The organism is Azospirillum himalayense, from assembly GCF_042657465.1.
Taxonomy (GTDB): domain Bacteria; phylum Pseudomonadota; class Alphaproteobacteria; order Azospirillales; family Azospirillaceae; genus Azospirillum; species Azospirillum himalayense.
The window spans coordinates 117,357-139,759 of the sequence record NZ_JBHSLC010000036.1; the positions used below are offsets into that span (position 1 = coordinate 117,357).

The 22,403-nt window shown below is 69.3% G+C and carries 20 protein-coding genes; 16 read left to right on the forward strand and 4 right to left on the reverse strand.

The features are described from left to right. Positions 1-3 precede the first annotated feature (3 nt). Together ilvN and ilvC are read left to right on the forward strand one after the other, a co-directional pair. A complete protein-coding gene (ilvN, locus tag ACFPMG_RS18245; RefSeq protein ID WP_014239995.1) occupies positions 4-510 on the forward strand; it encodes an acetolactate synthase small subunit in 507 nt (168 codons plus the stop codon). A 163-nt stretch (positions 511-673) separates the two neighbouring features. Then, the gene (gene ilvC / locus ACFPMG_RS18250; RefSeq protein ID WP_014239996.1) at positions 674-1,693 is read left to right on the forward strand and encodes a ketol-acid reductoisomerase; all 1,020 of its coding nucleotides are present in this window, start codon (positions 674-676) and stop codon (positions 1,691-1,693) included. Between the two features lie 243 nt (positions 1,694-1,936). Here the strand turns inward: ilvC and phoU are convergent, their stop codons facing one another. Then, the gene (gene phoU, locus ACFPMG_RS18255) at positions 1,937-2,641 is read right to left on the reverse strand and encodes a phosphate signaling complex protein PhoU (protein ID WP_376996521.1); all 705 of its coding nucleotides are present in this window, start codon (positions 2,639-2,641) and stop codon (positions 1,937-1,939) included. 185 nt (positions 2,642-2,826) lie between these two features. Between phoU and ACFPMG_RS18260 the strand changes: the two genes are divergently transcribed. The 5 genes from ACFPMG_RS18260 to mrdA all read left to right on the forward strand — a co-directional run bounded on the left by ACFPMG_RS18260 (position 2,827) and on the right by mrdA (position 8,267). Beyond that, entirely contained in the window at positions 2,827-3,369 is a 543-nt protein-coding gene (locus tag ACFPMG_RS18260) for a TIGR00645 family protein (protein WP_465252025.1), read from the forward strand. A 441-nt stretch (positions 3,370-3,810) separates the two neighbouring features. After that, positions 3,811-4,851 carry a rod shape-determining protein gene (locus ACFPMG_RS18265; RefSeq protein WP_014240000.1) on the forward strand — a complete coding sequence of 347 codons (1,041 nt, stop codon included), beginning with the start codon at positions 3,811-3,813 and terminating at the stop codon, positions 4,849-4,851. Positions 4,852-4,941: 90 nt separating this feature from the next. Further along, a complete protein-coding gene (mreC, locus tag ACFPMG_RS18270; protein WP_376996522.1) occupies positions 4,942-5,811 on the forward strand; it encodes a rod shape-determining protein MreC in 870 nt (289 codons plus the stop codon). Then, a complete protein-coding gene (gene mreD, locus ACFPMG_RS18275) occupies positions 5,808-6,320 on the forward strand; it encodes a rod shape-determining protein MreD (protein WP_376996523.1) in 513 nt (170 codons plus the stop codon). Before mreC ends, mreD begins: the two co-directional genes overlap by 4 nt. A gap of 69 nt (positions 6,321-6,389) precedes the next feature. Next, on the forward strand, positions 6,390-8,267 hold the full coding sequence (gene mrdA, locus ACFPMG_RS18280; protein ID WP_014240003.1) for a penicillin-binding protein 2: 1,878 nt from the start codon (positions 6,390-6,392) through the stop codon (positions 8,265-8,267). Between the two features lie 23 nt (positions 8,268-8,290). Here mrdA and ACFPMG_RS18285 read toward each other — a convergent pair whose 3' ends face one another. After that, the gene (locus tag ACFPMG_RS18285; RefSeq protein WP_376996524.1) at positions 8,291-9,952 is read right to left on the reverse strand and encodes a methyl-accepting chemotaxis protein; all 1,662 of its coding nucleotides are present in this window, start codon (positions 9,950-9,952) and stop codon (positions 8,291-8,293) included. Between the two features lie 254 nt (positions 9,953-10,206). Here ACFPMG_RS18285 and ACFPMG_RS18290 point away from each other — a divergent pair, with 254 nt between their 5' ends. After that, positions 10,207-10,884, forward strand: coding sequence for a DedA family protein (locus ACFPMG_RS18290; protein ID WP_038528580.1), 678 nt, complete (start codon positions 10,207-10,209; stop codon positions 10,882-10,884). A 4-nt stretch (positions 10,885-10,888) separates the two neighbouring features. Here the strand turns inward: ACFPMG_RS18290 and ACFPMG_RS18295 are convergent, their stop codons facing one another. Then, positions 10,889-11,551 (reverse strand): LysE family translocator, encoded by a 663-nt coding sequence (locus tag ACFPMG_RS18295; RefSeq protein ID WP_376996601.1) that lies wholly within the window; start codon positions 11,549-11,551, stop codon positions 10,889-10,891. A 229-nt stretch (positions 11,552-11,780) separates the two neighbouring features. Between ACFPMG_RS18295 and ACFPMG_RS18300 the strand changes: the two genes are divergently transcribed. The 8 genes from ACFPMG_RS18300 to deoA all read left to right on the forward strand — a co-directional run bounded on the left by ACFPMG_RS18300 (position 11,781) and on the right by deoA (position 20,259). Next, entirely contained in the window at positions 11,781-12,779 is a 999-nt protein-coding gene (locus ACFPMG_RS18300; protein ID WP_376996525.1) for a BMP family lipoprotein, read from the forward strand. A gap of 162 nt (positions 12,780-12,941) precedes the next feature. Then, a complete protein-coding gene (locus tag ACFPMG_RS18305) occupies positions 12,942-14,477 on the forward strand; it encodes an ABC transporter ATP-binding protein (RefSeq protein WP_376996526.1) in 1,536 nt (511 codons plus the stop codon). Between the two features lie 115 nt (positions 14,478-14,592). Next, the gene (locus tag ACFPMG_RS18310) at positions 14,593-15,765 is read left to right on the forward strand and encodes an ABC transporter permease (protein ID WP_376996602.1); all 1,173 of its coding nucleotides are present in this window, start codon (positions 14,593-14,595) and stop codon (positions 15,763-15,765) included. Then, positions 15,758-16,732 carry an ABC transporter permease gene (locus ACFPMG_RS18315; RefSeq protein ID WP_376996527.1) on the forward strand — a complete coding sequence of 325 codons (975 nt, stop codon included), beginning with the start codon at positions 15,758-15,760 and terminating at the stop codon, positions 16,730-16,732. Before ACFPMG_RS18310 ends, ACFPMG_RS18315 begins: the two co-directional genes overlap by 8 nt. Beyond that, on the forward strand, positions 16,732-17,160 hold the full coding sequence (gene cdd, locus ACFPMG_RS18320; protein ID WP_376996528.1) for a cytidine deaminase: 429 nt from the start codon (positions 16,732-16,734) through the stop codon (positions 17,158-17,160). Before ACFPMG_RS18315 ends, cdd begins: the two co-directional genes overlap by 1 nt. 15 nt (positions 17,161-17,175) lie before the next feature. Next, the gene (locus tag ACFPMG_RS18325) at positions 17,176-18,009 is read left to right on the forward strand and encodes a purine-nucleoside phosphorylase (protein WP_014240013.1); all 834 of its coding nucleotides are present in this window, start codon (positions 17,176-17,178) and stop codon (positions 18,007-18,009) included. Continuing rightward, a complete protein-coding gene (gene deoC, locus ACFPMG_RS18330) occupies positions 18,006-18,899 on the forward strand; it encodes a deoxyribose-phosphate aldolase (RefSeq protein WP_376996529.1) in 894 nt (297 codons plus the stop codon). The genes ACFPMG_RS18325 and deoC overlap by 4 nt, the downstream gene beginning before the upstream one ends. A 37-nt stretch (positions 18,900-18,936) precedes the next feature. Next, a complete protein-coding gene (gene deoA, locus ACFPMG_RS18335) occupies positions 18,937-20,259 on the forward strand; it encodes a thymidine phosphorylase (protein WP_376996530.1) in 1,323 nt (440 codons plus the stop codon). Between the two features lie 9 nt (positions 20,260-20,268). Here the strand turns inward: deoA and ACFPMG_RS18340 are convergent, their stop codons facing one another. Continuing rightward, complete coding sequence (locus ACFPMG_RS18340; RefSeq protein WP_376996531.1) at positions 20,269-22,305, reverse strand: phytoene desaturase family protein; 2,037 nt, start codon at positions 22,303-22,305, stop codon at positions 20,269-20,271. Positions 22,306-22,403 lie beyond the last annotated feature (98 nt).

Sequence of the window (22,403 nt, forward strand, 5' to 3'; positions counted from 1 at the left end):
ATCGTGGAAGAGAAGATCGAGAAGCACACCATCGCCGTGCTGGTGGACAACGAGCCGGGCGTGCTGGCCCGCGTCATCGGCCTGTTCTCGGGCCGCGGCTACAACATCGAAAGCCTGACGGTGGCGGAGGTGAACAACGCCGACCACCTGTCGCGCATCACCCTGGTCACCTCCGGCACCCGCATGGTGGTGGAGCAGATCAAGGCCCAGCTCGACCGGCTCGTGCCGGTGCACAAGGTGCACGACCTGACGGACGAGGGGCCGTCGGTGGAGCGCGAGCTGGCGCTGGTCAAGGTCGCCGGCACCGGGGAGCGCCGCATCGAGGCGCTGCGCCTCGCCGACATCTTCAAGGCGAAGGTCGTGGACGCCACCCTGACCTCCTTCGTGTTCGAACTGACCGGCACGACGGCGGAGGTCGACGACTTCGTCGGGCTGATGGCCCAGCTCGGCCTCGTCGAGGCCAGCCGCACCGGCGTCGTCGCCATGTCGAAGGGAGCCACCGGGTTCTGATCCCGACCTCATGACGGCCAGGGATGATGGGGGGACAACCCAGCCCGCCGTCCTTTATCAGTCCATCGAACAGTGTTCTGCTTGACGCGGCCCTTTCGCCGGTGGAGTAATTCCGCTGCGCAAAACTCGCACCACCAGATCGAAAAATCCAAGGAAGACCACCATGCGCGTCTATTATGATCGTGATGCCGACGTGAACCTGATCAAGGGGAAGAAGGTCGTCATCGTCGGCTACGGCAGCCAGGGCCACGCCCACGCCAACAACCTGCGTGACAGCGGTGTGAAGGACGTGCGCATCGCCCTCCGCCCGGGTTCGGCCACCATCAAGAAGGCTGAGGCCGCCGGCTTCACGGTCATGGCTCCGGGCGAGGCCGCCGCCTGGGCCGACGTGGTGATGATCCTCACCCCGGACGAGCTGCAGGCCGACCTGTACCGCGACGACCTCGCCAAGAACCTGAAGGAAGGCGCCGCCCTGGCCTTCGCGCACGGCTTGAACGTGCACTTCAACCTGATCGAGCCGCGCGCCGACCTCGACGTGTTCATGATCGCGCCGAAGGGCCCCGGCCACACCGTCCGCGGCGAATACCAGCGCGGCGGCGGCGTGCCCTGCCTCGTGGCCGTGCACCAGAACGCCTCGGGCAACGGGCTGGACATCGCCCTGTCCTACGCCTCGGCCATCGGCGGCGGCCGCGCCGGCATCATCGAGACGACTTTCAAGGAAGAGTGCGAGACCGACCTGTTCGGCGAGCAGGCCGTGCTCTGCGGCGGCCTGACCGAGCTGATCAAGGCCGGCTACGAGACGCTGACCGAGGCCGGCTACGCCCCGGAGATGGCCTATTTCGAGTGCCTGCACGAGGTGAAGCTGATCGTCGACCTCATGTATGAGGGCGGCATGGCCAACATGCGCTACTCGATCTCCAACACCGCCGAATACGGCGACTACAAGACCGGCCCGCGCATCATCACCCCGGAGACCAAGGCCGAGATGAAGCGCGTTCTGGAGGACATCCAGACCGGCCGCTTCGTCCGCGACTGGATGTTGGAGTGCAAGGCCGGCCAGCCGTCCTTCAAGGCGACCCGCCGCCGCAACGCCGAGCATTCGATCGAACAGGTCGGCGAGAAGCTGCGCGCCATGATGCCCTGGATCGCCGAGCGCCGCCTGGTCGACAAGTCCAAGAACTGACCGGTTCCTGGATCGAGAACGGGAGAGCGCGCCGCGAGGCGCGCTTTTTCGTTTTTGGAGAGTTCTGCATTGGTTTGCCCCCCTCCCGACCTCCCCCCGCTGCGCAGGGGGAGGAGAAAATTCCCTCCCCTGCGTCAGCTCTCGCGCAAACCAGAGGTTTGCGCTGACGCGGCAGGCGGACCTTTGGTCCGCCGAGAGCGGGGGAGGGCTAGGGTGGGGGCAAGTGCAACCGCCTGGGAAGCCTCACACATCCCCCCGCGACCGGTCCGCCTTCGGCCGCTCGTCGAGCAACGGCCGGCCGGTGTGCACGAAATGCACCACCTCGGCGATGTTGGTCGCGTGGTCGCCGATGCGCTCCAGGCTCTTGGCGATGAACAGCAGGTGCATGTGGGCGGTGAACATCTCCGGCAGGCGGGCCGCCGACTGGTTGATGCTCTCGCACAGGCTGGTGTAGAGCGCGTCCACCTCGTCGTCGGTGCGCCAGACGCGCAGCGCCAGCTCGACGTCGCCGTCCACATAGGCGTCCACCGCGGTGGTGAGGCGCTGGCGCACCAGACGGCCCAGGTTGGGCAGGGTGCTCATCGCCGGGGACTCGGGGAACTCCGCCACGGCGACGGCGCGGCGGGCGGTGTTGGCGGCGTGGTCGCCGACGCGCTCCAGATTGCCGGCGATCTTCAGGGCGGCGATCACCTCGCGCAGGTCGTCGGCCACCGGCTGGCGAAGCACCAGCATGCGCATGCAGTTGGCCTCGATCTCGTGCTCGTAGCTGTCGAGGCGCGCGTCGGACTCGATGATGGCGCGGGCCTGCTCCGGGTTGCGCTGGGTCAGGCAGGTCAGCGCGCCGTCGAGCTGGGTTTCCGCCGCCCCGGCCATCTGCACGATGCCGGCCTTCAGCCGCTTCATGGCGTCTTCGAACGCGGTGACGATGTGCGGGGCGGGGTGCTTCATGGGGGCTGAGCCTTATCGGTGCGGCGGACGGCCGGGAACGTTACCGTTTCGCGACCCCGCAGGCCAGTGCTCTTGCCACAGGGCGATGCGGCGGGCGCGGCATGGGAATGGTTGATTTCGCATGTGCGAAATGGCAAGAGTCCAGCCCTCCTACCCCTTATGACCAAGCGCGGACGCCGACCGTCATGATCGAACGCCGTTTCGAACAGATCATCTTCGCCAGCCGCTGGCTGCTCGCCCCCTTCTATCTGGGGCTCGTCGTGTCGCTGGTGCTCCTGCTGGCGAAGTTCACCCAGGAGATCTTCCACATCGTCCCGCATGTGCTGGAGATGCAGGAAAAGGACGTGCTGCTGGCCGTGCTGACCCTGATCGACCTGTCGCTGGCCGGCAACCTGCTGCTGATGGTGATCTTTTCGGGATACGAGAACTTCGTGTCCAAGATCGACGTGGCCGATCATAAGGACCGCCCGGAATGGATGGGCAAGGTCGATTTCGGCGGGCTGAAGCTGAAGCTGATCGCCTCCATCGTGGCGATCTCCGGCATCCACCTGCTGAAGAGCTTCATGAACATCGACAACACCAGCAAGGAGAACCTGATGTGGATGGTCATCGTCCACATGACCTTCGTGGTGTCGGGCGTCCTGCTGGCCCTGATGGACCGGCTGGAGGGGAGCCATCACGGAGCGCACGGCAAGGCCGGGGCCGCCGCGAAATCCGATCATCACTGAGGCCGCCGGAGCGGTTTCAAACCCGACACAAAGCCGTTGCGGCGGGTTGGGAATCAGCCTAAGGATACCCCCGCCGCGAGCGGGGCGGTTTGGCCGGACGCCGGAGGTTTCCGCCTCCTGTTGACGGAAAATTAACCCTGACACGGCAGTGTGGCGGGCACCGGAGGACGGCGTTCCGCCAGGACTTCGGGAACTGGACATTCCGCCGGGACCGGCCTTGCCTCAAGGACCGCCTCCCATCGACCAGAGCGCCGGACCGGCGCCGGCGTCCGCCCCACGGGCGCCGGAAACAGGGTTCGGCAAGGCGTGCCGGTTGCACTCTCCGCTTGAGCGCGAAGGGGCATTCGTCTATGGAACCGTTGGCGGGCGTGGCCCTCCGCACCGGAGCGGGCACATCGCCGGCAAGGCCGTCTCAACCGCATTGAAGAGTTAGTCGGGTCCATGCTTTCCAAACTCCTCGGCGTGCTTTCCGCCGACATGGCGATCGATTTGGGGACGGCCAACACCCTGGTCTATGTCAAGGGCCGCGGCATCGTTCTGAACGAACCCTCGGTCGTGGCGATTGCCAACGTCCGCGGCAAGAAGCAGGTGCTGGCCGTCGGCGACGAGGCGAAGATGATGCTGGGCCGCACGCCCGGCAACATCCAGGCCATCCGCCCCCTCCGCGACGGCGTCATCGCCGATTTCGAAGTCGCCGAGGAGATGATCAAGCACTTCATCCGCAAGGTGCACAACCGGCGCAGCTTCGCCAGCCCGCAGGTCATCATCTGCGTGCCGTCGGGCTCCACCGCCGTGGAGCGCCGCGCGATCCAGGAATCGGCCGAGGCCGCCGGCGCCCGCCGCGTCTTCCTGATCGAGGAGCCGATGGCCGCCGCGATCGGCGCCGGGCTTCCGGTGACGGAGCCGACCGGTTCCATGGTCGTGGACATCGGCGGCGGCACTACCGAGGTGGCCGTGCTGTCGCTGGGCGGCATCGTCTATTCCCGCTCGGTCCGCGTGGGCGGCGACAAGATGGACGAGGCCATCATCGGCTACATCCGCCGCACCCACAACCTGCTGGTCGGCGAAGGCTCGGCGGAGCGGATCAAGAAGGAAATCGGTTCGGCCTGCCCGCCGGAAGACGGCGAGGGCCGCATCCTGGAGATCAAGGGCCGCGACCTGATGAACGGCGTGCCCAAGGAACTCATCATCTCCGAGCGGCAGATCGCCGAGTCCCTGGCGGAGCCGGTGTCGGCCATCGTCGAGGCGGTGAAGGTCGCGCTGGAGCACACGGCGCCGGAACTGGCCGCGGACATCGTGGACAAGGGCATCGTGCTGACCGGCGGCGGCGCCCTGCTGGGCAACCTGGACTTCGTCCTGCGCCACGCCACCGGCCTGCCGGTGTCGATCGCCGACGATCCGCTGTCCTGCGTCGCGCTGGGCACCGGCCGGGCGCTGGAGGAGATGAAGACGCTGCGAAACGTCTTGGTCAGCGCCTACTGATTGGTGTATTGCTCGGTTGGGTTCCCCCGGTGGTTCGTCCATTCGCCGGCGTAGCCGGGGGCGGATCGCGTACCTGGACGGGATGATCCTGTGAAGCCTCGCAATTCCGGTTCCGTCTTGCGCCTTGCCGCTCCCCTGCGGGCGCTCGCCCAGCGCTTCTCCTTCCTGTTGCTGGTGCTCGCCTCTGTCGCCCTGATGATGGTGGGCCGGATCGACGCGCTGTCGGTGGACAGCGCGCGCGCCCGGGTGACCGACGCCTTCGCCCCGATCCTCGACGCGATCTCGCGCCCCGCCGCCACCGCCGCCCATGTCGTGGAGTCGGTGGTCGAGGTGCAGAACGCCTTCGAGGAGAATCAGCGGCTGAAGGCGGAGAACGCGCGGCTGCTGCAGTGGAAGCAGGCGGCGCTGCGGTTGGAGGCGGAGAACATCAGCCTGCGCTCCCTTCTCAAGGCGACGCCGGAGCCGTCCTCCTCCTTTATCACGGCGCGGGTCATCGCCGCTCCGGGCAGTTCCTTCCTACGGACCTTGGTGGTCACCGCCGGCCGTCGCGACGGGGTGCGCAAGGGGCAGGCGGCCATCGCCGGCAGCGGGCTGGTCGGCCGGGTGATCGAGGTCGGGGAATGGTCGGCCCGCGTCCTGCTGCTGACCGACATCAACACGCGCATCCCCGTCGTGCTGGAGCGCTCGCGCCAGCGCGCGGTGATGGCGGGCGACAACTCCGACCAGACGCGTCTGCTTTACCTGCCGCCGGAAGCGCCGGTCCAGGTGGGCGAGCGGGTGGTGACCTCCGGTCATGGCGGACAGTTCCCGCCGGGCCTGCCGGTGGGCGTGGTGTCCTCGGCCGGTGAACGTGGCGTCCGGGTGCAGCCGAACGTCGATCTGTCGCGGGTCGAGCACCTGCAACTGGTCGAGTTCAGCCTGCCGGGAAGCGAGGCGGAACCGTCGTCCGAGTCGAAATGACGCTGACCTTGTGGCAGCGGCTGGACAAGACGGGGCGGAATCTCGCCCCGTTCGCGGTGACGGTCATGCTGGCGCTGGCCGGGATGGTTCCGGTGCCGCTGCCCGGCTATGCGTCGGTGGCACCTTTCCTGACCGCCGTCGCCGTCTATTATTGGGCGATCCACAGGCCCGACCTGATGGGGCCGGGCACCGCCTTCCTGATCGGGTTGCTGCAGGACCTGCTGACCGGCGGACCGCTGGGGGTGAACGCGCTGGTGCTGGTCGTGGTCCATTGGGCGGTGTCCAGCCAGCGGCGCGTGCTGGTGTCCAGCACCTTTGCCCTGATGTGGTTCGGCTTCGGGCTGGTCATGATGGGCGTGGCCTGCATCCAGTGGCTGGCCTTTTCGGCGCTGCTGGCGACGGTGCTGCCGTTCCGGCCGGCGCTGTTCCAGGCGCTGCTGACCATGGCCTTCTTTCCGGCCATCGCCTGGATGCTGATCCGCGTGCACCGCGCGTTTCTTCAGGGATGATGGGCCGGGGTGACGGACAGGGATAGCCGGCAGGGATGATCTGGCAGGGGATGTGAGCCTTTGACTGCGATGGACCGCGACACCGACCGCTACCGCCTGCTGACCCGCCGCGCCGCCGTGCTGGGTGGGTTGAAGCTCGCCGGTCTGTCCGCTCTGGTCGGGCGGCTCTATTACCTGCAGGTGGTGGAATCCGCGCGCTTCACCATGCTGGCAGAGGAAAACCGCATCAGCCTGCGGCTGGTCGCCCCGTCGCGCGGCACCATCGTCGACCGGTTCGGCGCGCCGCTGGCCGTGAACCAGCAGAACTACCGCGTCGTCGTGGTGTCGGAGCGGACGCGCAACATCCAGGACACGCTGGACAAGATTTCCAAGATCGTCCCGCTGACCGACGGCGACCGTCGCCGCGTGATGCGCGAGCTGCACCGCAAGCGCCGCTTCGTGCCGGTCACCGTGCGTGAGAACCTGACCTGGGAACAGGTCGCCACGATCGAGATGAACACGCCGGACCTGCCCGGCGTTGCCATCGAGGTTGGCGAGATCCGCCACTACCCGGAGGCGGAGGCGACCGCCCACATCTTGGGCTATGTCGGTGCCGTGTCGGAGGCGGAGCTGAACGGCGACCCCGTGCTGTCGCTGCCCGGCTTCCGCATCGGCAAGGCCGGGATGGAGAAGTATCACGAGAAGGCGCTGCGGGGCACCGCCGGCACCAGCCAGCTCGAGGTCAACGCGGTCGGGCGCGTCATCCGCGAGCTGTCGCGCGACGAAGGGCAGCCGGGTCGCGAGGTCCAGCTGACCATCGACATCGGTCTGCAGAAATTCGTGCAGCAGCGGCTGGCGCAGGAGGTCAGCGCCTCCTGTGTGGTGATGGACGTGCACACCGGCGGCATCTACGCCCTGTGCTCCCACCCCAGCTACGACCCCAACCAGTTCACCATGGGCATCAGCGCCGAGCTGTGGGAGGAGCTGCTGTCCAACCAGGCGACCCCGCTGAACAACAAGGCGGTGGCCGGGCAATACCCGCCGGGCTCGACCTTCAAGCCGGTGGTGGCCCTGGCGGCGCTGGAGTCCGGATTGATCAGCCGCAACCACTCGGTCTTCTGCCCGGGCCACATGGACCTCGGCGACCACCGCTTCCATTGCTGGAAGAAGGGCGGGCATGGCACGGTGGATGTGGTCGGCGCGCTGCGCCATTCCTGCGACGTCTGGTTCTACGACGTGTCGCGGCGCATCGGCATCGACCGCATCGCCGAGATGGCCAACCGCTTCGACATGGGGCAGCTGACCGGGCTGGACCTGCCGCACGAGCGGCCCGGCCTGATCCCATCCATCGACTGGAAGAAGGGCGCCCTGGGAAAGCCCTGGGCGCAGGGCGAGACGCTGATCGCGGCGATCGGGCAGGGCTACGTGCTGTCCACGCCCATGCAACTCGTCGCCATGACGGCGCGGCTGGCCAACGGCGGCTTCGCGGTGAAGCCCCACCTGACCAAGCAGATCAAGGCGCTGTCGGGCGAGCAGACGAGCTGGCCGCCGATCGGGGTGAAGAAGGAAAATCTCGACCTCGTCCTGCGCGGCCTCTACGAGGTGACGAACGCGCCGAACGGCACCGCCTACAAGTCGCGCATCACCGAACCCGGCTATGAGATGGCCGGCAAGACCGGCTCCGCCCAGGTCCGCCGGATCACCATGGCGGAGCGCAGCACCGGGGTGAAGAAGAACGAGGATCTGCCCTGGCGGGAGCGCGACCACGCGCTGTTCATCTCCTACGCGCCGGTCAGTTCCCCGCGCTACGCTTGCGCGGTGTTCGTGGAGCATGGCGGCGGCGGGTCCACCGCGGCGGCGCCGATCGCGCGCGACATCCTGCTGGAGTGCCAGAAGCGCGATCCGGGCCGCGCCGCCGTGGCGGAAAGCGCCCCGCCGCCCCCGCCGCCGGGCGGCACCCGGGGCTAGGGGCTTTGGAGACGCGCGGCTGATCAGGCCGCGCGCACCTCGGATAGGAACTGATCCACCTCGCGCTTCAGGCTCGATGCGCGTTCTGCCAGTTGGTCGGCCGCGTCCTTCACGCTGTGCGTGGCGGCGCTGGTTTCCGACTCCGCCTGCTGGATGCCGGCGACGTTGCTGGACACTTCCGCGGTGCCGTTGGCGGCCTGCTGGGCGTTGCGGCTGATCTCGCCGGTTGCCGCGCTCTGCTGCTCGACGGAAGCGGCCATCTCCGCGGTGGAGCGGTCGATGTCCTCGACCTGGGTGATGATGGCGCGCATGGCGTCCACCGTCCGGTCGGAGGCGTTCTTCACCGCGGCGATCTGGTTGCCGATCTGCTCGGTCATCGCGTGGGTCTGGTTGGCGAGATTCTTCACTTCGCTCGCCACCACCGCGAAGCCCTTGCCGGCCTCTCCGGCGCGGGCGGCCTCGATGGTCGCGTTCAGCGCCAGCAAATTGGTCTGGGCGGCGACGGCGTTGATGGAAGCGACGATCTGGTCGACCTGCTCGATGGCGGCGGACAGGGAATCGAGCTGGGCCTGGGCCAGATTGGCCCCCTCTGCCGCGGCCTTGGAGCGGGCGGCGGCGCGGGTCACGCGCTCGGCCAGTTCATGGATGGAGGCGGACATCTCTTCCGACGCCGCGGCGACAGTCTGCACGTTGGCGCTGGCCTCCTCCGACGCGCCGGCCACGGCGTTGCATTGGGCGCCGACCTCCTCGACCGCGGAGGCGAGCTGCGCGGCCGTGGCCTGAAGCTCCGTCGCGGCACCGCCGACGTCGTTGACGATGACGCCCACCTGCGATTCGAAGCGGCCGGCCAGCGCGAGCATCGACGCGCGCTTCTCCGCCTGGGACCGGGCCTCCGCCTCCTTGGCCTCGCGCTCCATCGCGCGGCTGTGGAGGAGGTTGCGCTTGAACACGTCCGCGGTGGCGGCGATCGCGCCGACTTCATCCTTGCGGTCGGTGCCGTACACCTCGGTGTCCAGCTTGCCGTCGGCCAGCCCGCGCAGGCAGGCGACGATGGCGGTCACCGGGCGGACGATGCCGAACTGCGACATGAGCCAGCCCAGCAGCAGCCCGACGAGAATGCCGACCGCGGCCGCCGCGATGAGCTGGACGGCCCGCCGCTCCGCCAGTCGGGAGGCGTCGTCGGACAGCCGTGCCGCCTTGTCGTCGGTGTAGGCGGTGTACTTGACGCTCAGATCCTGGAGCTTCCGCGCGGCGACGGCGCTGTTCTCGACCGAAGAGAGAATGTCCTTATGGAATCCGACGGCGCCCTTCGCGTTGATCTGACGGGCGACGGCCAGAGTCTGTTCCAATTGGGTCTTGTAGAGCGACAACGCCGTTTCGAAGTCTGCCAGCAAGCGCTTCTGCTCGGGGTCGGCGGTTTCCTTGACCCTCGTGAGGTTCGTGGACAGCGTTTCGCGGCTCGTCGTGATGGAGGGCAGGACCTCCGGCAGGTCGCCTGGGTTGGCGGCAAGGCGGTATTCGTCGCGGAGCAGTTCAGCCACCAAGCGATTCAGCCGCGCGCCGACCCTCATGTCATCGCCGGAAGCCTTGATCTCGTCGGTGGCGCGGCTCAGCGCGTCCAATCCGGAGACCGACGTCGCCGTGATGCCCGCGCAGATGGCTCCCAGCAAGATGATGATGGACAAGATTTTCGTGGATATCTTGAGGTTGCTTAGAAGCATGGCGGTTCTCTCTTTTTTGACATGGCGGATTGGATGCGCCATGGCAGGTATCGAACGGAGACGCTCGACTGCATACAGAGGTGTGTAAGTCTCTTACCTATTTTATATCTAAACATTTATTGTCTGAATGTGACATGCGGTTTTGCGCCGCGATATCGTTCAGGAACCGATGGCCCGCCGGCTTGTTTTTTGACGGATTAAAATCTGGGTGGGCAGAAATGGCTGGCGGACTGACCAATTGGCTGGTCGATGTGATGCACACGATGAATTACGTGGGCATCTTCCTGCTGCTGGTCCTGGCGCGGGTCATCCCGCCGGTTCCCGCGGAATCGGTCATTCCATTGGCCGGCATCGCGGCGGCGCAGGGCGAGTACAATCTGTTCGGCGTTGCCTTGGCCGGTGGGTTGGGCTCGCTGGCCGGGCAGCTGGTCTGGTTTCTGCCCAGCCGGCTGATGGGCCGCGACCGGCTGGAAGCCTTTCTAAAACGCTACGGCCACTGGCTGACGATCCACCCCAGGAAGGTCCGACGAAGCACGGAGTGGTTTGGAAAGCATGGCGGGATCGCCGTCTTCCTGACCCAGCCGGTGCCGGGGGTGCGGACGCTGATCTCGATCCCGGCGGGGGCCTGCCGGATGTCGATCCCGCTCTACTGCCTCTATTCCGGGGTCGGGTCGATCCTGTGGACCCTGCTGCTCGCCTGGACCGGCTACATGCTGTCCCGCTGGCCCTTCGCGCACAGTCTGGTGGGCTATTTCACCGTGGGGCTGCTGGTGGTGCTGGTCGGGCTGTACCTGTACCGGCTGGTCAGCCATTTCCACGGCATCCGCCGCGCCCAGAAGTCGTCGCGTGGGCCGGACGGCGACCCGCCGGTGGCGGGGGCCCCGCTCAGCCCTTAAGAGATTACCCCATGGCCCAGCCGGCCATGCCGGTGAAGGCCATGCCGAGCGCCCAGAGGCCGAAGGCCGCCAGTGCCACCCCCGTGCAATGGTTCAGCCGGGTCAGCCCGCGGTCGGAGATGCGGTGGCGCACGGCGGCGACGCCCATGGACAGGGTGAACCACCACAAGGATGCGCCGATGAAGACGCCGGCCACCAGCGTGGAGGCGTCCACCCGACCCAGATTGCCACCCAGACCGAAGCCGGCGAAGATGGCGATGAAGGCCATGATCGTCGCCGGGTTGGTCAGGGTCAGCGACAGACCGGTCATGAAGCCGCCGAGGAAGGACGGGGTGTCGGGCGCGCTGGCGGCCTCGCGCTCCTCGTCCTCCGGCTTCTGGCGGAAGGTGCGGATGGCGACGACGATCAGGAAGATGCCGCCGACGAGCTGGAAGGCGATCTCATGCCCTTGAAGGAAATCCAGCGCGGCGGACACGCCGAAGGCGGCGATGGCGCCGTAGATGGTGTCGGCCACGGCCGCGCCGAAGCCGGTGAAGAATCCCATCAGCGGCCCGTGCTGCAGCGTGCGGCGGATGCAGAGCAGCCCGATGGGACCGACGGGGGCGGCGATGGCGATTCCTAGGATGAGGCCCTGCAGCAGCACCACCAGACCATGCACGCCGATCACCTCGTCCAATCTGCGATTCCCTCCTCCGGGCCCCTCCTCCGGGCAATGGCGGGCGTGATAGCGGGCCACCGCCTTTCCGTCAACCGGCGTCGCGGGAGGAGGTCCCACACGGGCCGTGGCCTGCGGCGGAATTCCCCACGCCATGCGCCCCCTGTCACCGGGCGGGAGGAGCGGTTATCCTGGCCGCCACGACCCGGCAAGCGGGCAAACCGGAACGGGGAAGCGAACGATGACGATGACGCGCATTCTGACCATCCTGGCCCTGTCGCTGACGGCGGCGACCGTTCCCGCCGCGGGTTCCGCCCTGGCGGCGGACGAGTTCATGCCGGCGGTGGTGTTCGACCAGGGCGGCAAGTTCGACAAGTCCTTCAACGAGGCGGCCTACAACGGGGCGGAGCGCTTCAAGAAGGAGACCGGCATCGTCTACCGCGAGTTCGAGGTCACCAGCGAGAGCCAGCGCGAGCAGGCGCTGCGGAACATGGCGCGGCGCGGCGCCACCGTCATCACGGCGGTCGGCTTCTCCCAGTCCGCCGCCGTGGACAAGGTGTCGCGGGAGTATCCCAACACGAAATTCTGCCTGATTGACGACAAGCTGGACCTGCCCAACGTCCAGTCGGTGACCTTCAAGGAGCATGAGGGCTCCTTCCTCGTCGGCATGTTGGCGGCGCTGGCCTCGCAGAGCGGCAAGGTCGGCTTCATCGGGGGCATGGACATCCCGCTGATCCGCAACTTCCTGACCGGCTACGAGCAGGGCGTGAAACATGTGAAGGCGGACGGGGAGGTCTTTACCAACATGACCGGCACCACCCCCGCCGCCTGGAACGACCCCACCCGCGGGGCGGAGCTGGCCAAGAGCCAGTTCGGACGCGGCGCCGACGTGGTCTTCGCGGCGGCCGGGGCGACCGGGCTGGGTGTGCTCCAGGCCGCGGCGGACGCGGGGAAGCTGGGCGTCGGGGTCGACAGCAACCAGAACTGGATCCACCCGGGCAAGATCCTGACCTCGATGGTCAAGCGGGTGGACGTGACCGTCTACGATTGCATGAAGTCGGCCAAGGACGGCAGCTGGACGGCGGGCCACCGCGTCGTCGGGCTGAAGGAGGAGGGCGTCGGCTACGCGCTCGACGAGAACAACCGCAAGCTCGTCACGGCGGAGATGGAAAAGGCCATCGAGGACGCCAAGCGCAAGATCATCGCGGGCGAGCTGGCGGTGACGCCGTATCAGCCGTGAGCTGAGCTTCTGTGTCGCCGAGCATTGCCCCCTCCCTGACCCTCCCCCGCTGACGCAGGGGAGGGGATTAAGCTCCCTCTCCTGCGAAGCGGGGGAGGGAGGGGCCCGCGGCGAAGCCGTGGGAAGGGTGGGGGCACGGACCTTCCAATTTTGAAAGTCCCCATGCCCCAACACCCTCCCGCCCTGGAAACCCGCGGCGTCGACAAGTGGTTCGGCGCCAACCACGCCAACCGCGACGTGTCGCTGGCCGTGCCGAAGGGCACCATCCACGGCGTGATCGGTGAGAACGGCGCCGGCAAGTCGACGATCATGAGCATCGTCTACGGCTATCTGCCCGCCGACGGCGGGACGATCCTGGTGGATGGCCGCCCGGTGGCGGTGCGCAGCCCGCGCGACGCCCTGGCCGCCGGGATCGGCATGGTCCACCAGCATTTCATGCTCGTCGATCCCTTCACGGTGCTGGAGAACGTGCTGCTCGGCGCGGAGGGCGGCGTCACCCTGGCCGCCGGGATGGCGCGGGCGCGGGCGGAGCTGACCCGGCTCGCCCGCGACTACGGTCTGGAGGTGGACCTCGACCGCCCGGTCGGCGAACTGCCGGTGGGGGCGCAGCAGCGGGTGGAGATCCTGAAGGCGCTCTACCGCGGCGCCGACATCCTGATCCTCGACGAGCCCACGGGCGTCCTCACCCCGCAGGAGACCGACCACCTCTTCCGCATCCTCCGCGCGCTGCGCGAGCAGGGGAAGACGGTCGTCATCATCACCCACAAGCTGCGCGAGATCATGGAGCTGACCGACAACGTGACGGTCATGCGCCGCGGGCAGGTGGTGGCGAACGTCGCCACCGCCCGGACCAGCCGCGAGGAACTGGCCGAGCTGATGGTCGGGCGCAAGGTGCTGCTGCGGGTGGAGAAGGCACCGGCCACGCCCGGCCCGGCGGTGCTGGAGGTCTCCGGCCTGCGCGTGCGCGACGGCGCCGGGGTGGAGCGGGTGAAGGGCGTCGGCCTGACCGTGCGCGCCGGGGAGATCGTCGGCATCGCCGGCGTGTCGGGCAACGGCCAGTCCGAACTGCTGGAGGCGCTGGCCGGCATGCGCCCGCCGGCGGGGGGCTCCGTCCGCCTGCGCGGGGAGGAACTGGCGAACCAGCTTGACCGTTTCACCGCGCGGGGGCTGCGCGCGCTCGGGGTCGGCCATGTGCCGGAGGATCGGCAGCGCGTTGGCCTCGTAACGAGCTTCGAGGCGCAGGAATGCGCGATTCTTGGCCATCAGGGCGATCCGGCCTTCAACGGGCGGCTCCTGATGGACCGCCGCGCTTTGTTCGACCGCTGTGCGGCGGAGATGGACGCCTACGACGTGCGCCCGCGCGACCCGCGCCTGCCCGCCGCCAACTTCTCCGGCGGCAACCAGCAGAAGATCGTGCTGGCCCGCGAGATGGAGCGGAATCCCGACCTGCTGCTGGTCGGCCAGCCCACCCGCGGCGTGGACATCGGCGCCATCGAGTTCATCCATCGCCGTCTGGTGGCGCTGCGCGACCAAGGCAAGGCGATTCTGCTGGTGTCGGTGGAACTGGACGAGATCCGCGCCCTGGCCGACCGCATCCTGGTCATGTTCGACGGCCGTCTGGTCGGCGAGGTCGCCCCGGACGAGGCGGACGAGCGGCGTCTCGGCCTGATGATGGCCGGGGTGGCGGAGGCAGCGTAAGGTTGACCCCGAACGCTCCCGCTTGCGCTGGTCCCGTGCGCGGGGCACTTTCCAGTGGGCAGGGACGTTCGAGCCGTCCGGCTTGTGAACGGGCGTGACCACGGATGGAGCCGGGATGGCGCAGGACGCGGCGCAAGGGGTGACGGGCCGGGGCTTCGGCCGGCCGGGCGAGGTGCCCGGCTGGGTCGGCTACGCGCTTCTGCCGCTGCTGAACCTGCTGGCCGCCCTCGTCCTGTCCGGGCTGGTCATCCTGGTGATCGGCGAGAACCCGCTGGACGTGCTGGCGCTGCTGGTGACCGAGGCGGTCGGTTATCCCGAGGCGATCGGCTACACCCTCTACTACACGACCAGCTACATCTTCACCGGGCTGGCGGTCGCCATCGCCTTCCATTGCGGGCTGTTCAACATCGGCGGGGAAGGGCAGGCCTATCTCGGCGGGCTGGGGGCCGGGCTGGTCGGGCTGGCGCTGACCGGCTGGCCCTGGCCGGTGGCGGCGCTGGGGGCGGTGGCCCTGTCGGCGCTGTTCGGGGCGGCCTGGGCGGCGGTTCCCGGCTGGCTCCAGGCAAAGCGCGGCAGCCACATCGTCATCACGACGATCATGTTCAACTTCATCGCCGCCGCGATCATGACCTACCTGCTGGTCGACGTGCTGATCCGCCCCGGATCGCAGTCGCCGGAAACGCGGGAGTTCGATCCCGGCGTCTGGCTGCCGACCATGGACCGGGCGCTCGGCTGGATCGGCGTCGCCATCCCGGCCTCGCCGTTGAACCTGTCCTTCCTGTGGGCGCTGGCCTGCTGCACGCTGTTTTACCTGTTCCTGTGGCGGACTCGCTGGGGCTACGAGATCCGCACGGTCGGGCGGAACGAGCGGGCGGCGGTCTATGCCGGCATCTCCCCGGCGCGGAACATCATCCTCGCCATGGCGATCTCCGGGGCGCTTGCCGGCTTCGTCGGGGTGAACGAGATCATGGGGGTGCAGCACCGCATCCTGCTGAACTTCACTGGCGGGGTGGGCTTCGTCGGCATCGCCGTGGCGTTGATGGGGCGCAACCATCCGGTGGGGATCATCCTGGCGGCGCTGCTGTTCGGCGTTCTGGTGCAGGGGGGCGGGCAGGTGTCCTTCGAATACCCCACCGTGAACCGGGAGCTGGTGATGGTCATCCAGGGACTCGTCATCCTGTTCGCCGGGGCGCTGGAGAACCTGTTCAAGCCGCGGGTCGAGGCGCTGTTCCGCCGTCGTAGCGAGGGGCGCGGCGGGGGCCATGACGGGGGAACAGCGCATGGATGACGCCCTGCTCGTCGTCCTGCTGCTGGCCGACGCCACCATCCGCGTGGCGACTCCGCTGGTGCTGGCGGCCTTCGCGGCGCTCTACAGCGAGCGGGCCGGGGTGGTGGACATCGGGCTGGAGGGCAAGATGCTGGCCGGCGCCTTCTTCGCCGCTGCCGTCGCGTCGTCCACCGGAAACCCCTGGTTGGGGCTGGGCGCCGCCGTCGCGGCCTCGGTGGCGCTGGCGCTGGTCCACGGCTTCGCCTGCATCACCCACAAGGGCAACCAGGTGGTGTCGGGCATGGCGATCAACATCCTGGTCGCCGGGCTGGCGCCGACACTGGCCTACGCCTGGTTCCGCCAGGGCGGCCAGACCCCGCTGCTGCCGGGGGAGGCGCGGCTGCCGCAGGTCCGTCTGCCGGGGGTGGAGGCGCTGTCTGCCATCCCGGTCCTCGGCCCCGTCTACCGGGAACTGATCGACGACGCCAACGTGCTGATCTGGCTGACCGTTCTTCTGGTGGTGGCGACCCACTGGGTGTTCACCCGCTCGCGCTTCGGGCTGCGGCTGCGCGCGGTGGGGGAGAACCCGTCGGCGGTGGACACGGCGGGCCTGTCGGTCACGCGGCTGCGCTATCAGGCGGTGATCATCACCGGGGTGCTGACGGGGATCGCCGGCGCCTATCTGTCCACCGCCCACGGCGCCGGCTTCGTGCGCGACATGACGGCGGGCAAGGGCTATCTGGCGCTGGCCGCGCTGATCTTCGGGAAATGGCGGCCCTGGCCGACGCTGTTCGCCTGCCTGCTGTTCGCCTTCACCGACGCGGTGCAGGTCCGCCTGCAGGGCGTGCCGCTGCCGGTGGTGGGGGTGATCCCGGTGCAGTTCATCCAGATGCTGCCCTATGTGCTGACCGTGCTCCTGCTCGCCGGTTTCGTCGGCAGGGCGGTGGCGCCCAGGGCCAGCGGCGTCCCCTACGTGAAGGAACGGTGATGAGCGACCCGCAGGATTCCCTGATCGCCGACTCCCTGATTGCTGCTGCCCGCGACGCGATGGCGCAGGCCTACGCGCCCTATTCTCATTTTTCGGTCGGTGCGGCCATTTTGGGCGAATCCGGGCGCATCCACGCCGGAGCGAATGTGGAGAACGCGGCCTATCCGCAGGGTCAGTGCGCCGAGGCCTCGGCCATCGGGGCGATGATCCTGGCCGGGGACCGCAGCGTTCGGGCGATCGTCGTGATGGGCGGCCAGACCGGCGACGGCCGGCTGTGCACGCCCTGCGGCGGCTGCCGCCAGCGGCTGCGCGAGTTCGCCAAACCCGACACGCCGATTCATGTCTGTGGACCGGAAGGGCTTCGGCAAACGTTTCGGTTGGACGAGTTGCTGCCGCACTCCTTCGGCCCTGACAATCTCGGCTTCTGAGGGGAACTGACCGCCATGACCGCCGCACGCGCCGCCGCGGAAATCCTGCACCGGGTCCCCGGCTTCCGCCCGCGGGTGGGGATCGTGCTCGGCTCCGGCCTGGGCGGGGTCGCCGACCGGATCGAGGGGGCGACCGTCATGCCCTACGGTGACCTGCCCGGCTTCCCGCTGCCCAGCGTGGAGGGACACATGGGTCGGTTGGTGCTGGGCCATCTCGGCGGCCAGCCCGTCGCCTGCATGCAGGGGCGCGTCCACGCCTATGAGGGCAACGGCTTCGATGCGCTGAAGACGGCGGTCCGCGCGCTGAAGCTGGCCGGCTGCGACACGCTGGTGCTGACCTGCGCCGCCGGCTCGCTGCGGGTGGAGGTCGGGCCGGGGCGGCTGATGGCGATTTCCGACCACATCAACATGCTGGGCGCCAACCCGCTGACCGGCCCCAACGAGGACAGCTTCGGCCCGCGCTTCCCCAGCATGACCGACGCCTGGGACCCCGCCCTGCGCGCGCTGATGCGGCGCCGGGCGCTGGAGCTGAACATCGATCTGGTCGAGGGCGTGTACGCCGCCTATCCCGGCCCCTCCTTCGAGACGCCGGCCGAGGTCCGGATGTTGAAGGTGCTGGGGGCGGACGCGGTCGGCATGTCCACGGTGCCCGAATGCATCGTCGCGCGGCATTGCGGCCTGCGGGTCGTGGGCTGCGCGGTCATCACCAACCTGGGGGTGGGACTCGGCGACGGGCCGGTGGACCATGACCAGACCCTGCGCGCCGCCTCGGCCGCCGCCTCCGACCTGGAGCGGCTGCTGACCGGCTTTCTCGACGGGCTGAACATAGACGAAGGACGCCGGTCATGAAACTTCCCGCCGATCTGCAACGGGCGCTCGACACCGCGACCGCCGTCAAGGCCGACGCCAAGGGGGCCGGCCGGGCCATCGGCCTGCTCGACCTGACCAGCCTGAACGACGACGATACCGACCAGACGGTGGAGGCGCTGTGCAAGCGCGCCGTCACCCCCGCCGGCAAGGTCGCCGCGGTGTGCGTCTGGCCGCGCTTCGTCAAGACCGCGCGCAAGGCGCTGAAGGGCAGCGGCGTAAAGATCGCCACCGTCGTCAACTTCCCCTCGGGCGAGGCCGACGCGGCGACGGTGGCGGCGGAGACCAAGGCGGCTATCAAGGACGGCGCGAACGAGATCGACGTGGTGCTGCCCTACCGCGCCTTCATCGACGGCGCCCGCACCCAGCCGATGAACGTGATCCGCGCCTGCCGCGAGGCCTGCGGGACCGACGTGACGATGAAGGTGATCCTGGAGTCCGGCTGCTTCCCCGATCCGGAGCTGCTGGCCTGGGCCGCCCGCGACTCCATCGCCGCCGGGGCGGATTTCCTGAAGACCTCCACCGGCAAGGTGCAGCCGGCCGCGACGCTGGAGGCGGCTGCGCTGCTGCTGCACGTCATCCACGAGTCGGGCAAGCCGGTGGGCTTCAAGGCGGCGGGCGGCATCCGCGACGCCGATGGGGCGGCGGCCTTCCTGGCGCTCGCCACCGCGATCCAGGGCAAGGGCTGGGCCAAGCCGGACACCTTCCGCTTCGGCGCGTCGGCGCTGCTGGACTCGCTGCTCGCCACCGCCGGCCATGGCGGCGGCAAGGGTGAGGGAAAGGGCGAGGGCAAGGACAAGGACGCCAAAGACGGCAAGGGTGACGGCAAGGGCGGTGGGGCGGTTGCCCAGCCGGCCACCGCCGGCTATTGATCCGCGCGACAGACCAGACCACGAAACGGACGCACGGATGCTTCCCCAGGAACTGATTCGCAAGAAGCGCGACGGCGCACGCCTGGACGCGGCGGAGATCGGCGCCTTCGTGCGCGGCATCACCGACGGCTCCGTCACCGAAGGGCAGGCGGCGGCCTTCGCCATGGCCGTCTTCTTCCGCGGCATGACGCTGGAGGAGCGGGTGGCCCTGACGCTGGCCATGCGGGATTCCGGCACGGTGATGCGCTGGGACCATCTCGACCTGCCCGGTCCGGTGGTCGACAAGCATTCGACCGGCGGCGTCGGCGACAAGGTCAGCCTGATCCTCGCCCCGGCGCTGGCCGCCTGTGGCGGCTTCGTGCCGATGGTGTCGGGGCGCGGGCTGGGCCACACCGGCGGCACGCTCGACAAGTTCGAGAGCATCCCCGGCTACCGCGCCAAGCCCGACCGGGCGACGCTGGAGCGGGTGGTGAAGGAGGTCGGCTGCGCGGTGATCGGCGCCACCGACGATATCGCCCCCGCCGACCGCCGCCTCTACGCCATCCGCGACGTGACGGCGACGGTGGAGACCATCGACCTGCTGACCTCCTCGATCCTGTCGAAGAAGCTGGCGGCGGGTCTGGACGCGCTGGTGATGGACGTGAAGTTCGGCTCCGGCGCCTTCCTGCCCGACATCGCCAAGGCGCGGGAACTGGCCGACAGCCTCGTCACCGTGGCCGAGGGCGCCGGGCTGCCCACCGTCGCGCTGCTGACCGACATGAACGAGGTGCTGGGCCTGACCGCCGGCAACGCGTTGGAGATGCGGGAGTGCATCGACATCCTGCGCGGCGGCAAGCCCGACTCCCGGCTCTACGAGGTTACCGCGGCCCAGGCCGCCGAACTGCTGGTTCTGGCCGGGCTGGTCCCCGACGCGGCCGAAGGGCGCACCCGCTTCGACGAGGCGATGGCGAGCGGGCAGGCCGCCGAGCGCTTCGCCCGGATGGTCCACGCGCTGGGCGGCCCGGCGGACCTGCTGGACGCGCCGGACCGCTATCTGGACGCCGCCCCCGTCGTCCAGCCGGTCTTCGCCGAGCGGGCGGGCGTGGTGGCGGCCATCGACGTGCGGGCGGTCGGCATCGCCGTGGTGGCCCTGGGCGGTGGGCGGACCAAGACGACCGATCCCATCGATTTCGCGGTCGGGCTGGCGGACCTTGCCGGGCTGGGCGCTTCGGTGGGGCCGGCGGAGCGCCCGCTCGCCGTGGTCCACGCCCGCAACGCGGCGCAGGCGGAGGACGCGGCGGCGCTGCTCCGCCGCGCTTTCACCGTGGCCGACAGCGCTCCGCCGGCCGGGCCGCTGATCGCCGACCGCATTCGGCTTTAAAGGCCGGCGTCAGGCGGCGCGGCGCTCGTCCTCGGACCGCCGCGCCCGCGCCGACCCGACCAGCGCCTCCGCGGCGAGGCGGCCCGAGATGACACAGGCCTCTACCCCCGGGCCGGGAAAGACCCCGCCGCCGGCCAGCAGCAGGCCGGGCACCGGCGATTTGGCGGGAAGCGCCGGATCGGTGCCGTAGATCGCCCCCTCCGTCGTGTGGACGTAGCGGGCGAAGGTGGCGGCGCTGGCGTCCTGCCGGTGCAGGATATGGCGCTCCAGATCCGGGATCATCGTGGCGGCCGCGGCGATCATCGCGTCGCCCTCCAGCGTCTTCCGCGCGCGGTAGTCGGGGGCGGAGCGGTCCCAGGTGCCGCCCGCCGGGTCGAGCCGCATCAGCGTCAGCGAGGCGCAGCCCGGCGGCGCCAGGGCGGCGTCATGAGCGGAGGGCAGGGCCAGCGCCATCCCGGCATCCTTCAGAAAGGTCATGGCCGGCAGGTCGGGACGGATGTCCAGCGCCAGCGTGACCAGGAAGGCGGAGGTCGAGGGGCGCAGCGCGCAATATTGGTCCGCGCTCCCGGCGGGCAGATGCACCTCCCCCACCAACTCCAGCAGGGTCCGCCGGGCGTCGGCGTTGGAAATCACCGCGGCGGCGGCGATGCGCTCCCCGTCCATGGTTTCGACCCCCGCGGCCCGGCCGTCCTCGACCAGGATGCGGCGGACGGGGGTGCGCAGCCGCACCTCGCCGCCTTTGGCGCGGATCGCCTCGACCAGCGCATCGGCCAGCCGCTGCGATCCACCCTCCGGATAGGCGCCGCCGTTGAAGACATAGCCGAAGATCGGCGCCATCTGGGTGGCGCCCAGCCGCTCCGGCCGATCCGACAGGTAGCCGGTCAGGCTGGACAACAAGGCGCGGGCTCCGGCGTTGGGCACATAATGCTCCAGCATCTCCAGAAAGCTGCGGTCCTGCCAACGGAAGGCCTGTGGGCACTCCAGCGGATAGGCGCGCATCGCCGCGACGTCGCGCGGGATGTGGGGGAGGCCGGTCTCGGCGCAGCCGCGGTAGAGGTCGCGGTAAACCCCGCGCATCTCCTCCAGGAAGGCGGCGGCCCCGGCGGCGCTGCCGGGATGCTCCCGCGCGATCAGGGCGGCCAGCGCCGCGGCGTCGTTGGGCAGCGGCTCAAGGACACCGCTTCGGACGATGCCGCGGCTCACCGGCTGCCAACGCACCCGCTCCGCCACGCCGACCGTGCGCAGCAGATGCCCGACCGGACCGTCCGCACGGGTGCCGCTGACGTCGTGCACGCCGGCGTCGAAGATGAAGCGGCCCGTCGTCCCGTCGCGCAGCCGGACCTTGCGGTCCCAGGAGGAGCAATAGCCGCCAGGGCGGTCGTGCGCCTCCAGAACGGTGACGCGAACCCCGGCCTCCGCCAGCAGGGCCGCCGCGGTCAGCCCGCCGATGCCGGCGCCGACAACGACGACACCATTCTTTTGTCCGAGGACGGCGGGCGCGGGCCAGGGGTGAGGCTCCCGCTCGGCCAGCCGGCGGGCGACGGCCCGGTTGACCAGCCAGTCCGGCAATCGGCGGCTCCCCAGCAGGCCGGCCAGCGTGGCGAGGGCGGAGGTGAAGACGCCGACCTCCGCCGCGACGGCGAAGCCGGCGGCGCCGGCCAGGAAGACCACGCCCCACAGCGCGGTGACCGCCTTGTTGACGGCGACGAACTGCGGCAGGTGCCACAGACCGGGCGGTGTCGTCTCGCGGGCATAGGGCAGGGTGAAGGGACGGCCCAGCGCGAGCGAGGCGAAAGCCATGCCGGCCAGGGCGAGATGGATGACCAGACCCATGTGCTCCAGCGGCCCGGTGAGCAGCAGCGCGGCGAAGAAAGCGACCGCCACCAGTTCCGGCGCCTTCAGCGAACCCCGCCGCCGGTCATGGGCGCAGAGCGTCAGGCTGAGCAGCAGGGCCGCCAGCGCGGACGCCGGATGGCCCGCCGGCTGGAGGACGCCGAAGGCGATCCAGGGCGAGACGCCGACGAGGATGCGGATCGATTGGAGCATAGGCTTTGACGGGAGCATGGCGGACCCTTGCGGTGGTGACGCCCGCCAGACTGTCCAACGCATCGGCCGGGGCCAGCGCCGATCCGCGAAAGGCCGGC